Raw genomic sequence first — 12,419 nt, forward strand, 5'->3', positions numbered from 1 at the left:
GGTGCTCACGTGCGAGAGCGGTGCTCACCGCGCGTGCGGTGCTCACCGGGCCGTGCCGCTCCCGTGCAGTTCCGCCGCCAGGGTGGCGATCGCCCGCGGGCCCACCCGGCAGCAGCCGCCCAGGGCGGCGGCCCCCGCCCGGCGCCAACTCGCCGCGGCCGGGGCGTCGAAGGAGCCGGGGCCGCGCCAGGCGCGGGTTTCGGCGTTCCAGGTCTCGCCGCTGTTGGGGTACGCCAGCACCGGCTTGCCCGTGACGCGCGCCGCCGTCTCCACCGCGTACGCGACGTCCCCCGGCGCGCAGCAGTTGACGCCCACCGCCGCCACCCCCTCGTCGTCCGCGACGACCGCGAAGGCGTCCGCCAGCGGCTCGCCCGCCCGGGTCGCCCCGCCCGCCACCGTGTACGTCAGCCACACCGGCACGCCGAGGCCCGCCGCCGCCCGCAGCAGCGCCGTCGCCTCCGTCACGCCCGGGACCGTCTCCAACGCCAGCACGTCCGGCTCAGCCGCCGCCAGCACCTCCAGCCGGGGCCGGTGGAAGCGCTCCAACTCCGCGACACCCACCCCGTCCCCGTACCGGCCGTGGTACTCCGAGCCGTCCGCCAGCATCGCCCCGTACGGGCCCGCGGACGCCGCCACCCACACCGGCCGCGGCGCCGCGTCCGCCACCCGCCGGGCCAGCGCCACGCTGCCCGTCAGCAGCCGGGCCGCCTCCGCCCGCCCGACACCGCGGCGCGCGAAGCCCTCGAACGTCGCCTGGTAGCTCGCCGTCAGCAGCACGTCCGCCCCGGCCCGTACGTACGCGGCGTGCGCGGCCTCGATCTGCGCCGGGTCCTCGGCGAGCACCCGGGCCGACCACAGCGCGTCGCGAAGGTCGCAGCCCTGCGCTTCGAGCTGGTTCGACAGGCCCCCGTCGAGCACCAGCGGCGGGCCGCCGGCCGCGGCCCGCCCGACCGCCTCCGGGAACGACGAGACGGGCCTCAACGCCCCTCCCCCGGCTCCCGATCCTGCGGCGCCGGGAACCGATTCTCGTTGCGCTCGATCTTCGCCGCCAGCGCCGCCAGCGGGTCCACCCCCACCGCCGAGCAGAACTGCAGCAGGTACGACAGCACGTCCGCGACCTCGTCCGTCACCCGGTGCGCCGCCTCCGGGTCCGCCATGATCCGCGCGGACTCCTCGGGCGTCAGCCACTGGAAGATCTCCACCAGCTCCGCGGCCTCCACGCTCAGCGCGGCGGCGAGGTTCTTCGGGGTGTGGTACTGCTCCCAGTCCCGCGCCGCGGCGAACGCCGCGAGCCGCTTCTGCAGTGCCTGCACGTCGTCGCTCATGCGCCCTGTCTACCACCCGGACCGACGGCGAAGCCGCCCGCCGGTGGCCTCTTGCCGGGCGTTAACTTAACGACGTACAGTCAGATTGACGATGTTCCGGATCGGCCTGGGGGTTCGCGTGGAGTCCGACGGTTCCGCACACGGGGGCGGGCGCAGCACCGCTACGGGCCGGGGCGTCTGGCTGCGGAAATGGCCCGAAGGTCCCAGCCGGGCCTCCCCGCTGTCGCAGGCGCGCATCGCCGGGGCCGCCGTGGCGCTGCTGGACGAGGGCGGCCCCGACCGGCTGACCATGCGCGGGCTCGCCCAGCGCCTCCAGGTCAGCGCAACCGCGCTGTACTGGCATGTGACGTCCAGGGAGGACGTCCTGGATCTGGCCTTCGACCACGTCTTCGCACAGGTACGCATCCCGGAACCCGGCCCGGAGTGGACCCTGGACGTCGAACGCCTGGTGGTGGGCTGGCACGCGGCGATGCTGCGGCACCCGTGGTCGCCCGCCCTCGTGGGCAGGCCGATGCTGGGCCCGAACGTCCTCGCGCGCACCGAGTCCCTCCAGTCCGCACTCGTCCGCGGCGGCCTGACCGGCCGCACCCTCGCCCTGGCCACTCACCTGCTCGCGAACTACGCGATCGGCGCAGCCCTGGTGGAAGCCACCTGGCAGCGCGGACAGGACCCGGCCGTTCGCGCCGAGGCGCAAGCCCACCTGGCCGCCCGCACCGACCTGTACCCGACGCTCAACGAGCACGGCCACCTCGACGACCGGTGGCCCGACGAAGAACTCTTCGCCGCCGGCGTCCACACGATCCTGGGAGCGGTGACCCATGACGCTGCTGCGCGTCGAACTCGACGCCGACCGTGACCGCGCCCGGCGCTTCGACGAACGCGTCAGGCGCGGCGAGCCGTTCCCGAAGGAGCGGCAACTCGTCATCGACGAGGCGTGGGCGCGCGGATTCACGCCCACCGGCAAGGTGACGTACCGGGGCATCGGCCAGGGACAGCCGCCCACGCTCAAGTTCGACGCGGAGGTCGACGTCTCGACGTGAGGGAGGACGGCGCCGCGGGCACGGTGCGGGACGGCGGCGCCGGCCGCCGTCCCGCACGGCCGTGACCGTCAGATCCCGAGTTGCCGCTGTACGGCCTGGGCGTCGATCAGGTAGTTCATCTCGTAGAAGCGTCCGTCACGGACCTTGTGGAAGGCGTACTCGGCGTACTCGATCGTTTCGCCGGTCGGGGCGACGCCGAACCACTCCTTCGCGGGCGTGCCCTTGTTGAACAGGCGGGCCGCGACGCGGTCACCGTCGATGGCTACGTCCTTCACCCGCCAGGTGAAGTCCGGCACCGCGTCGCCGTGCCCCTTCAGCTCCGCGATGACGTCGTCCCGCGTGACCGGCCGGCCGTTCTCGGTGAGCTCGTCATGGATGAACTCGGTCATCCGGTCGAACTCATGGGCGTTGAGCGCCTGGATGTAACGCTCGAAGACTTCGCGTACTTCCTTCTCGGACATGCTGACCTCTCTGCCGCCCCGACCCCCGGGGCCGTCGTGGATAGGAACCGGGAGCACGCAACTTCTATTCCACCCGGTACAGAAATGCGCGCCCGCCCGGGAGTACGCTGCACGCATGGCTGGTTCGCGCCGCGCCGTCATGGGTCGGCCTCGGGAGTTCGACATCGACGAGGCGCTTGAGCGCGCCATGCTCCTCTTCTGGGAACGGGGCTACGAGGGGGTCAGCCTCACCGCTCTGACCACGGCCCTGGGCATCACGAAGCCAAGCCTGTACGCGGCCTTCGGGGACAAGAGGGAACTGTTCCGCAAAGCCCTGGAGCGCTACACCGAGGGCCCGGCCGACTACGGGACGCGCGCCCTGGCGGAGCCGACCGCGCGCGGCGTGGCCGAGGCGATTCTCCGCGGAGCAGTCAGGACCACCACGCGTCCCGGAGGCCCCGCGGGCTGCCTGGGCGTGCAGGGCGCGCTGGCGTCGAGCGAGGCGGGCCGCCCCGCGCACGACATGCTGGTCGAGTGGCGGAACGACTCGGGCCTGCGCCTTGAGGAGCGCTTCCAGCGGGCCGTCGACGAGGGCGACCTTCCGCGCGACGCCGACCCCCGACGACTCGCCCGGTATGTCATGACCGTGACGTTCGGCATCGCCGTCCAGGCCGCCGGCGGCCTCGGCCACGACGAACTCCAGGACATCGCCGACATGGCAATGGAACGGTGGCCGCGGTAGCGGGCGGACGAAGCCTTCAGTACACCCAGCGCCGGAAGCCCGACTCCGCGTTGACCGTGTTGCCCGTGATCGTCGCCGCGTCGTCGCCCAGGAGCAGCGCCACCACCGCCGCCGCCTCGTCCGGCGTGTTCCACGTGCCGCGGGGTAGCGCCCGGCCGACCTCGGCGGCCAGTTCGTCCGTCGCCCAACCGGTGTCCGTGGGGCCGGGGTTGACGCAGTTCACGGTGATGCCGCGGTCGACGAGGGCGTCCGAGAGCGTCAGCGTCAACTGCTGGAGCGCTCCCTTCGTCGCGGCGTACGGGATCTCCTGGCTCATCGGTGCCAGATGCTGGCCGGAGGTGAAGAGCACGACCCGGCCGCCGCCCCGCTCCTTCCCCGCCGCCGCGTCGTACTGCGCCGCGTACGCCTGCACCAGCAGCAGCGTGGCCCGGACGTTCACCGCCCAGCACAGGTCCAGTTCGGCGGCCGTCAGCCCGTCGAGGTCGTACGTGGAGCTGCGGGCGTGGTTGACGACGAGCGTGTCGACCATCCCGTACCGCTCCCCCGCCGCGGCCAGCAGCGCGGCGGGGGCGTCGGCTTCCGCGAGGTCGGCGTGGGCGTAGGCGAGCCGGTCGCCCTCGCCGCCGAGGGCGGCGGTGACGGCCGCGGTGCCGCCGCGGTCGGCGCCCCAGGGCATCTCGTCGTCGTGCGGCGTCCAGCCGTGCGCGAAGACGCGCGTGCCGTCGGCCAGCAGCCGGCGGGCGATGGCGAAGCCGATTCCCTGCTCGCGGCTCACGCCGGTGACCAGTGCGGTCCGGCCCTGGAGGGGCATGTGCACTCCGTTTCGCTGCGTTCGTGGGGGCGCCTCACCGGAATCGGCGGCTCCCCATGATCGGGCACACCCCCGCCCGCCCCGCAACGCCTTTTCCCACGACCTGACGACTGACAGATTCCGTCATCTGACATCCGTCAGCCGTCCGCCGTCATTCCTCCGTCATCCCTCTGCCTTCGGGCCCTCCCGCCCCTGCCCCGGCTGCTCCCGCCGCTGCGGCAGCGGCACCGCCGTGGCGCACTCCGCCTCCGCCAGCGACGGGTCGCCGACCGAGCCCAGCACCCGGATGTGGCCGCGCGCGCCCATCCGCCCGGACAGCGCCACGAGTTCCCGCGCCTGCCGTGCGTCCAGGCTCCGGTCGAGCCCGTCCGCCATGACCGTCAGGACCTGGCGGGCCGGCAGCACCTCCGAGGCCGGGTCGACCGCCAGCACCCCGGGGCCGGTGAGCAGGACCAGCGCCAGCGCGAGGTAGCGCAACTCGCCGTCGCCCAGGGTCTCGACCGGGGTGCTGCGCCGGCCCGGTTCGCGCAGCAGGACGGCGCGGACCAGCCCGTCCCCGTACTCCTCCGTCGTCAGGTCGTGGACCGGGCCCGCGCAGCCGCCGCGCACGGCGTCCACGAGGGCGGCGTGCCGCAGGCCGCACTCGTCGCGTACGCGGCGCAGGACGGCGGGGAGGTTGCGGCTGTCGGGGGTGAGTTGCTCGCCGCCGATCGGTACGGCCGTGGCGGCGCGCATCAGGGCGGGGTGCGGGTCGCAGGGGTAGACGGAGCGGAGGGCGAGGACGGCTTGTTCGGCGGCGGCGAGCACGAGTTGTTCGCCGTCGGTGCGGCCGCCGATGCGGAGCGGTAAGAGGGCGGTGCCGAGCCGGTCGTCGGGGAGCGGGGCGCGGGTGACGGGGGCGGGTCCTGCGGTGTGCCAGGAGGCTTGGACGCGGTCGCGGCGGGGGTCGCGGAGTGCGGTGGCGAGCAGGGTGTGTCCGGCGCCGGTGAGGCGTTCGCCGACGATGCGGAGTTCGGGTTCCGCCTGGACGGCGACGTCGAGCCGGATGTCGCCGAGGGGGCCGCGGACGGTGCAGCCGAGGCGGACGCCGCGGCGGCCGGCGGCATCGGGTTTGGCCCGCTGCGGTACGCAGGCGGCGGCGCCTCCGGACACCGGGGCGAACGCCTCTTCCAGGGTGGCGCCCGCGCCGAGTCTGGCCAGGACGCCGCAGGCTTCCAGGGCCGCGGTCTTGCCGCTGCCGCTGCCGCCGGTGAGCAGGGTGACGGGGCCGAGGCCGAGCCGGGTGCCGCGGTGCGATTTGAAGGCGGAGACGCGGAGTTCGCGGAGGACGGCGCGGTCGGTGTGGGGGTGGCGGCCGGTGTGGGCGGTGCGCAGGGTGGTGTCCGGGGGCGGGTCGTGCAGGAGGTCTCGGGGGGCGCGGGGAGGGTGCCCGGTGGGGGAGGTCATGTTCCCGGACGCTATTGAGCGGGCCGTGAGCGGAACCGTTCCGGCAGCGGCACCTTCGCCCGAACGGGCGAGCCCTCGCGGATCCGTGGGGGCTCGCCCGTTCGGGCGCGGTAAGGGCGCTGTGCCGGCGGTGGCCGGGCGGGCGCCCCGGTCAGTGGCCGGCGACCGGTTCGACTTCCGTGCCGAGGGGGGCGAGGAGGAAGACGTTGCGGTCGACGCGGTGCATGCTGCTCTGGATGCCGAAGGTGACGCCGCTGGCGAAGTCGAGGATGCGTTTGGCCACGTCGATCTCGGCGCCGGTGAGGTCGAGCAGGACGGGGACTTGCGCTATCAGGTATTCGGCGACGCGCCTGGCGTCGGCGAAGACCTGGCAGCGGATGACGACGAACTGCCGCTGGTCGGCGTCGGCTTCGGGGTCGTCGAGGGCTTGGTGCCCGGTCCAGGAGGGCCATTCGTTGCCGCGCAGGGGGACGACTTCGGCGAGCCCCTGCCACTGCTCGTCGGTGACGTCATGTCCGGTCAACGTGCCTCCTCTGCAGTTCCGCGTGCTCCCGGTGCGGCCATCGGGCGATTCTATCGATGGGCCGAACAGGTGACCGCGCAGGGACACACGGGAATCCGGGTTTTTACGTCCGGGGCGACCCCAAGGTTCCGCTCGGTCCGGCTTAAGCAAATCCGAGGATTGACTTGGGTGTTGGGCGCGGCGGACGATCGGGCGGGATCCCCAGGCGGCAACCCGGCCGGGTCCGTGCGCCGTGCGGCCGACGGCGTGCGTGGTGCGGCCGGGTGCCGACCGGCTCGGCGCCCTGGGGGCGCCGGGCGGCGTGCCGCGCGTCGGTGGCGGCGGTGGTGCGCGTCGGTGGCGGCGGTGGTGCGCGTCGGTGGCGGCGGTGGTGCGCGTCAGTCGCGGCGGTACTGGGCCGGGGAGTTCTTCGTCGCCTGGTCCTCGTAGCTGCCGGTCCTGCCGCGGTCGACGTGGAAGGTGGTGAGCGTGGTGACGGGCGAGTCCGGGTCGCGGCGGTCGCCGATGACGCGCATGTGGGCGCTGAAGCGTTCGGGGGTGACGTCGTAGACGTCGTAGCCGTAGCGGTTGCCTTCGAAGTACTTGAGGTGCGGGTTGGCGGCGCCCATGACGGGTCCGTTGGCCTGGTTCCAGTCCGGTGAGTAGGCGCCGGAGGTGACGGAGTGGGCGGTGAACTCGGTGCCGATCAGGGGTGATTCGGGGTTGTCGTAGTCGGTGCGGATGTCGTCGACGAAGGCGGAGTGCCAGTCGCCGGTGACGACGACGAGGTCTTCGAGTCCTGCGGCATGGACGTGCTGGAGGACTTCCTTGCGTTCGGCGAGGAAGCCGTCCCACTGGTCGGTGAACATGTACGGGCCGCCGGGTGCGCCGCGGAGCTGGCTGAGCATGATCGAGTTGGCCCAGACGTGCCAGGTGTCGGGGGCGTTGTCGATGTGGTGCTTGAGCCAGTTCTTCTGTTCCGTGCCGAGGATGGTGCCGTCGGGGAGGTTCTGCGCGGAGCGGTGGGAGCGCAGGTCGAGGATGGCGAGCTGGACGAGTCCGCCCCAGGTGCGGGTGCGGTGGATCTCGGGGTCGGGGAGGGCGGAGTCGCCGAAGGAGTCGCGGTGCGGCATGTGTTCGTACCACGCCTGGTAGGCGGCGGCGCGGCGGCGTACGAAGGGGGCGCTGCCGCCGCTGCCGCTGTAGTCGTTGACGACTTCGTGGTCGTCCCAGGTGAGGAACCAGGGGTGGGCGGCGTGGGCGGCGCGGAGTGCGGGGTCGCCTTTGTAGAGGGCGTGGCGTTTGCGGTAGTCGGCGAGGGTGAGGATTTCGGGTCCGTCGTGGTCGCGGACGTGGTCTTCGGGTATGCCGCCGACTTGGCCGTGTTCGTAGATGTAGTCGCCGAGGTGGATGACGAAGTCGACGTTCTCGGCGGCGATGCCGCGGTGGGCGGCGTAGTAGCCGTCGTGGAACGCCTGGCAGTTGGCGGCGGCGAAGCGGACGCGGCCGACGGTGCCGGCGGGGGCGGTGCGGGTGCGGCCGGTGCGGCTGGTGCGGCCGAGGGCGCTGAAGGCGTAGTGGTAGGTGCGGCCGGGGGTGAGGCCGGTGACGGGGATGTGGACGCTGTGGCCGAGGGTGGCGGAGGCGGGTGCGGTGCCGGTGGCGACGGCGCGGCGCAGTTCGGGGTCTTCTGCGAGTGTCCAGCGGACGTCGACGATGTCGGGGAGGTCTTGTTCGGCGGCGAGGGGTTCGGGGGCGAGGCGGGTCCAGAGGAGGACGGAGTCGGGTTGGGGGTCGCCGGAGGCGACGCCGAGGGTGAAGGGTGCGGTGTCGTATCGGGCGCCGAGTGTTTCGGCGGCGGCGCGGGCCTGGGCGGGGCTGAGTCCTGCGGTGAGGGGCCAGGCGGCGCCGAGGGTGCCGGCGGCGGCCGCGGTTTTGAGGAGGGTGCGGCGGTCGAGGGTCACGGGCGGCCTCCTCGGCGGGTGGCGGTGAGGGTGAGGGTGAGGGCGTCGGCGTAGCCGTCGTTGGCGGTGCCGCCGGCGCGGGTGAGGGTGAGCAGGAGGCGGGCGGTGCGGGTGCCGGGGGGTACGGGGGCGGTGGCGGTGCGTTCGAGGAGGGCGGTGCGGCCGGCGCGTTCTTCTGCGGTGACGGGGCCGAGGACGCTGAGGGCGAGGGGGGTGCCCTGGGGGTCGCGGAGTTCGACGGAGAGCCGGGCGCCGTCCTGTTGGTCGGCGTAGCCGCCGAGCCAGGCGGTGAGGGTGTAGTGGACGCGTCCTGCGTCGATGGCTTGGTGTCCGGTGGCGCCTTTGCGGGGGAGGTCGATGTCCTGGAGGAGTGTGGTGCGGGGGCTGTTGCCGCCGGTGAAGAAGCGGGTGCCGCGGGTGGTGGGGCCGGGGTCGCCGGGGGTGGGGTAGCCGCCGCCGAGGTCGTAGGGGACGAGGGCGGGGGCGCCTTGGGTGAGGCGCCAGCCGTGGACGGTGGTGACGGGGTCGGCGGTGCCTCCGGGTCCGGTTTCTGCGTCGCCGTTGACGACGAGGTTCACGCCTGCCTCCCTGGTGGTCGGGGTGGGGGTGCTGGGGGTGTGGGGCGCAGGTATCACAGCAGCGGTGGGTGAACCTGCGGGGGACGTGCGGCGAATGGTGCCGGGCGCGGGTGGGGCACGGGTGGTGCGGGTCAGCCGTCGAGGAGGTGGCGGCCGCGGGCGGTGAGGCGGTGGACGACGTGGGGTCCGGTGCGTTCGCTTTCTGCGAGTCCTGCGCGGCGCAGGACGGTGAGGTGGCCGCTGACGGAGGAGGCGGGCATGCCTAGGCGGGCGGCGATGCCGCCGGTGGTGGCGGGGGCGGGGGTGGGGGTGAGGGCGGCGAGGACGCGGGCGCGGCTGGTGCCGAGGAGGGCGGCGAGTGCGGTGTGGCGGTGGGTGGCGGGGCCGTTGGTGGGGGGTGGGGCGGGGTGGCGGCGTACGGGGTGGACGACGACGGGTGGGAGTCCGGGGTCGGCGAGGGCGATGGGGGTGGTGTGGCAGAAGTAGGAGGGGATGAGGCGGAGTCCGCGGCCGTGCAGGTGGAGGGTGGAGTCGACGGGGTAGGGGGCGGTGAGGACGGGGTCGGTCCAGGTGAAGGGGTCGAGGGTGGCGAGGACGGCGGGCAGGCCGGCTTCGAGGGCTTCGAGTTGGCGGGCGCGGTCGGCGGCGACGGTGGCTTCTATTTCGCTCCAGTCGGGGGCGACGAGGTGGTGGTGGAGGTGGTGTAGGGCGTCGGCGAGGTCGGCGAGTACGGTGCGGTCGCCTGCGGCGAGGCGGCGGGTCCAGGGGGCAGGGGGCGGTGCCGGGCGGCGAGGCGGATTTCGCGGGCGAGGCGGGTGGCGGGGGTGGCGCGCAGGGTGCGCAGGGCGGCGGTGATGCCGTCTTCGGATTCGGCGGGGGTGAGGAAGTCGGGGAAGTAGCGGGCGTCGGCGGGTGCGATGCCGTTGACGAACCGGCAGGTGCGGCGCAGGTCGTGTTGTCGGAGGCGGTGGCGGGCGCGGCGGTGCCAGGGGCGCAGTCTGGCGGGGAGGCGGGGTGCGGGGGTGTAGGCGACGTGCAGCCCGAGGATCGCCTCCCAGATGGGGTCGGCGGTGCGGGCGAGCTGGACGTGGCGGAAGTCCCGGTCATTGAAGTGGACATGAAGCTTTCCGGCCATACCCGAGGGTAACCACCCGCGGCCTGCGCTGTCTCCGGCGCGACCGCTCCCGTTCCGGCCGCGGTGGACTCGGGTTTTCGACGGTGGCGGAAAACCCGTGCGGCGCGGGGGTCCGGGGGGGCCTACGATGCGTCGCCGCACGGCCAGCACCTTCGCGAACCCCCATGAACACGGGAAGGAGCCAGATGCGGCGCACACCAACACGGAGCCGGTGGCGCAGGGTTGCGCTGACCGGCGCGATCTGCGCGGCCGCCGTCGCGCACCCGGCGTATGCCGGGGCGGCCGGCGGCACGGCGGGGGCCGGCGGCCCCGCGCCGCCCGCCGCCTGGCGGGCGGACCTCGCGGACGTCGGCGCGGACGACGTCAACGTCCGGTACGTACAGGGGGATCTGCGGCTGCGTTCGCGGACGACCGCACCCGCGTCCCTGGAGTCGGTCCCCGGCGAGGGCAGCCAGGTCCTCGCCCCGGAGCGGCTCGACCGTCCCGTCAACCGGGTACGGGCCGAGCTGGACGCCCGCCTCCCGGCGGGCGCCGGGGTCGCGGTCGACGTCCGCGGCCGGGCGCCGGACGGCGGCTGGACGGAGTGGCTGCCGGCGGGCGCGGATGCGGCCCGGGCGGCGCAACTGCCGTTCGCGGTCACCGAGGTGCAGGCCCGGCTGACGCTGCGGGCCGCCGGCACCGGCGCCGCGCCGTCGGTCCAGGGGCTGCGGCTACGGGCCGACACCGACGCGGCGCCGCGCGCCCGCGCCGCCGCGGCCCCGCTGACGTACCGGCTGTTCGCCACCCGCGAGGGACTGGTGGGCGGCACGACGGCCAACGGCCATGTCATCGTGCCCAACGACCACTTCGTGGCCCTGCCGTCGCGGCGCGGGCTGTCGCCGAAGGGCAGCGCCGAGTACTCGGTGCAGGTCTGCGGCCCGGCGCGGTGCGAGACGGCGCCGGTGTGGGACGTGGGCCCGTGGAACACCAAGGACGACTACTGGAGCCCGCCGTCGGTGCGCGAGTCGTGGCGGGACCTGCCGCAGGGCATGCCGGAGGCGCAGGCGGCGTACCAGAACGGCTACAACGGCGGGCGTGACGAGTTCGGCCGCCGGGTCGCGAACCCGGCGGGCATCGACCTCGCCGACGGCACGTTCTACAACGTCGGCCTGAACGACAACGGCTGGGTCGACGTGACGTTCCTGTGGACCGGCGACCAGACCGGCAAGCGGTTCCCCACCTGGGGCACCGACGTGCGGGTCCGCCAGGCGTCCACCACCTCCTCCGCGGTGCTGACCACGCTGCCCGGGCCTACGCAGGTGCGGGTGGAGTGCCAGGAGCGCGGCGAGCGGATCACGTACGACGGGCACACCAACGACGCCTGGGCCTATCTGCCCGACTACGGCGGCTACATCTCCAACATCTTCATCGACGTCGCCGACGCCTGGCTGCCGGGCGTCCCCGAGTGCTGAACGCGCCATCCCCCGCACCTTTCACCCCCACCGAAGGAGGCGACCCGATGCCTCGCAGACCCCACTCCTCCCCCGTTTCCGCCCGCCCGCGGGCGCGGCGGGCCGCGGCGGTCGTCGTCGCGGCGCTGCTGACGCTGCTGGGACTGACCGCGGCGGCGCCGGCGCAGGCCGACCCGGGCCCCAGGCTGGCGCCGAACTTCAAGGCGCCGTTCCCCTGCGGCCAGCAGTGGACGTACAGCCATCACAGCGCCGAGGTGCGCCGCGCGCTGGACTTCATCCGCTCCGACGGCGGCGGCACGGCGGGCACGCCGACCGTCGCCTCCGCGGCGGGCACCGCCACCCGGCACTACCAGGCGGGCGGCGCGGGCAACTACATCGTCATCGACCACGGCGGCGGCTGGAAGACGTACTACTTCCACCTCGCGTCGTTCTCCGTCGCCAACGGCGCCTCGGTCGGCCAGGGCCAGCAGATCGGCGTCACGGGCAGCACCGGCAACTCCTCGGGCGCCCACATCCACTACGAGCAGCTCCTCAACGGCGTCGGCCAGGACATCCGCATCAACGGCTCCGCGCTGCCGTATCCCGGCTCGTACGGCCAGTACCACCTGCGCAGCGACAACTGCGGCAACACCAACTTCTCCACCTGGGGCACCGGTGTGCGCGTCCGCGCGGACGCGCGCCTCAGCGCCGCGGTGGTGACGACCCTTTCCGGTCCGACGCGCGTCTTCGTCGAGTGCCAGAAGAAGGGCGACGTGGTCAACGCCGAGGGCTACACGAACGAATGGTGGAGCCGCCTGCGTGACCAGCGCGGCTTCATCTCCAACATCTACATCGACCATCCGGCCGCGCAGCTACCGGGCGTGCCGCTCTGCTGAACCCCCTCGGACCCGCAGGGGCCGGCGTCCCGCGCCGGACCCTGCGCCGGGTCCGGCTCCGGGTCCGGCCCCGGCACGCGCGGCGCAGGGGGGCCGCGACCGGGGAGTGG

Annotated in this window: 15 protein-coding genes; 5 read left to right on the forward strand and 10 right to left on the reverse strand. The window is 73.9% G+C overall.

Features of this window, described 5'->3' with window-relative positions:
- Window positions 1–42 precede the first annotated feature (42 nt).
- The gene (gene mmuM, locus ACFYVJ_RS23195; protein ID WP_388894470.1) at window positions 43–981 is read right to left on the reverse strand and encodes a homocysteine S-methyltransferase; all 939 of its coding nucleotides are present in this window, start codon (window positions 979–981) and stop codon (window positions 43–45) included.
- Window positions 978–1,325 (reverse strand): nucleotide pyrophosphohydrolase, encoded by a 348-nt coding sequence (locus ACFYVJ_RS23200; protein WP_388894473.1) that lies wholly within the window; start codon window positions 1,323–1,325, stop codon window positions 978–980. The genes mmuM and ACFYVJ_RS23200 overlap by 4 nt, the downstream gene beginning before the upstream one ends.
- Before the next feature lie 91 nt (window positions 1,326–1,416).
- On the opposite strand from ACFYVJ_RS23200, the gene ACFYVJ_RS23205 reads away from it, so the two are divergent.
- Together ACFYVJ_RS23205 and ACFYVJ_RS23210 are read left to right on the forward strand one after the other, a co-directional pair.
- Window positions 1,417–2,181, forward strand: coding sequence for a TetR/AcrR family transcriptional regulator (locus tag ACFYVJ_RS23205; protein ID WP_388894693.1), 765 nt, complete (start codon window positions 1,417–1,419; stop codon window positions 2,179–2,181).
- Window positions 2,144–2,365, forward strand: a complete 222-nt coding sequence (locus tag ACFYVJ_RS23210; protein ID WP_388894476.1) for a hypothetical protein — start codon at window positions 2,144–2,146, stop codon at window positions 2,363–2,365. Before ACFYVJ_RS23205 ends, ACFYVJ_RS23210 begins: the two co-directional genes overlap by 38 nt.
- 68 nt (window positions 2,366–2,433) lie before the next feature.
- Here ACFYVJ_RS23210 and ACFYVJ_RS23215 read toward each other — a convergent pair whose 3' ends face one another.
- Window positions 2,434–2,826 carry an ester cyclase gene (locus ACFYVJ_RS23215; RefSeq protein WP_388894479.1) on the reverse strand — a complete coding sequence of 131 codons (393 nt, stop codon included), beginning with the start codon at window positions 2,824–2,826 and terminating at the stop codon, window positions 2,434–2,436.
- A gap of 115 nt (window positions 2,827–2,941) precedes the next feature.
- On the opposite strand from ACFYVJ_RS23215, the gene ACFYVJ_RS23220 reads away from it, so the two are divergent.
- Window positions 2,942–3,547 (forward strand): TetR/AcrR family transcriptional regulator, encoded by a 606-nt coding sequence (locus ACFYVJ_RS23220; RefSeq protein WP_388894482.1) that lies wholly within the window; start codon window positions 2,942–2,944, stop codon window positions 3,545–3,547.
- A 16-nt stretch (window positions 3,548–3,563) separates the two neighbouring features.
- Here the strand turns inward: ACFYVJ_RS23220 and ACFYVJ_RS23225 are convergent, their stop codons facing one another.
- The 7 genes from ACFYVJ_RS23225 to ACFYVJ_RS23255 form a co-directional block, all read right to left on the reverse strand.
- Window positions 3,564–4,358: an SDR family oxidoreductase gene (locus ACFYVJ_RS23225; protein WP_388894485.1), complete on the reverse strand. Its 795-nt coding sequence runs from the start codon at window positions 4,356–4,358 to the stop codon at window positions 3,564–3,566.
- Window positions 4,359–4,520: 162 nt separating this feature from the next.
- A complete protein-coding gene (locus ACFYVJ_RS23230) occupies window positions 4,521–5,804 on the reverse strand; it encodes an AAA family ATPase (RefSeq protein WP_388894488.1) in 1,284 nt (427 codons plus the stop codon).
- Window positions 5,805–5,955: 151 nt separating this feature from the next.
- Window positions 5,956–6,327, reverse strand: coding sequence for a cell division protein SepF (locus ACFYVJ_RS23235; RefSeq protein WP_388894491.1), 372 nt, complete (start codon window positions 6,325–6,327; stop codon window positions 5,956–5,958).
- A 377-nt stretch (window positions 6,328–6,704) separates the two neighbouring features.
- Window positions 6,705–8,270: an alkaline phosphatase D family protein gene (locus ACFYVJ_RS23240; protein ID WP_388894494.1), complete on the reverse strand. Its 1,566-nt coding sequence runs from the start codon at window positions 8,268–8,270 to the stop codon at window positions 6,705–6,707.
- Complete coding sequence (locus ACFYVJ_RS23245) at window positions 8,267–8,848, reverse strand: phosphoesterase (RefSeq protein ID WP_388894497.1); 582 nt, start codon at window positions 8,846–8,848, stop codon at window positions 8,267–8,269. Before ACFYVJ_RS23245 ends, ACFYVJ_RS23240 begins: the two co-directional genes overlap by 4 nt.
- Before the next feature lie 131 nt (window positions 8,849–8,979).
- A complete protein-coding gene (locus ACFYVJ_RS23250) occupies window positions 8,980–9,510 on the reverse strand; it encodes an ArsR/SmtB family transcription factor (RefSeq protein ID WP_388894696.1) in 531 nt (176 codons plus the stop codon).
- Window positions 9,507–9,983: a hypothetical protein gene (locus ACFYVJ_RS23255; RefSeq protein ID WP_388894499.1), complete on the reverse strand. Its 477-nt coding sequence runs from the start codon at window positions 9,981–9,983 to the stop codon at window positions 9,507–9,509. Before ACFYVJ_RS23255 ends, ACFYVJ_RS23250 begins: the two co-directional genes overlap by 4 nt.
- Window positions 9,984–10,168: 185 nt before the next feature.
- On the opposite strand from ACFYVJ_RS23255, the gene ACFYVJ_RS23260 reads away from it, so the two are divergent.
- Together ACFYVJ_RS23260 and ACFYVJ_RS23265 are read left to right on the forward strand one after the other, a co-directional pair.
- On the forward strand, window positions 10,169–11,434 hold the full coding sequence (locus ACFYVJ_RS23260) for a hypothetical protein (protein WP_388894502.1): 1,266 nt from the start codon (window positions 10,169–10,171) through the stop codon (window positions 11,432–11,434).
- A gap of 47 nt (window positions 11,435–11,481) precedes the next feature.
- Complete coding sequence (locus ACFYVJ_RS23265; protein ID WP_388894505.1) at window positions 11,482–12,309, forward strand: peptidoglycan DD-metalloendopeptidase family protein; 828 nt, start codon at window positions 11,482–11,484, stop codon at window positions 12,307–12,309.
- Window positions 12,310–12,419: the final 110 nt, after the last annotated feature.

Origin of the sequence: Streptomyces sp. NPDC004134, assembly GCF_042874195.1 — a bacterium.
Taxonomy (GTDB): domain Bacteria; phylum Actinomycetota; class Actinomycetes; order Streptomycetales; family Streptomycetaceae; genus Streptomyces.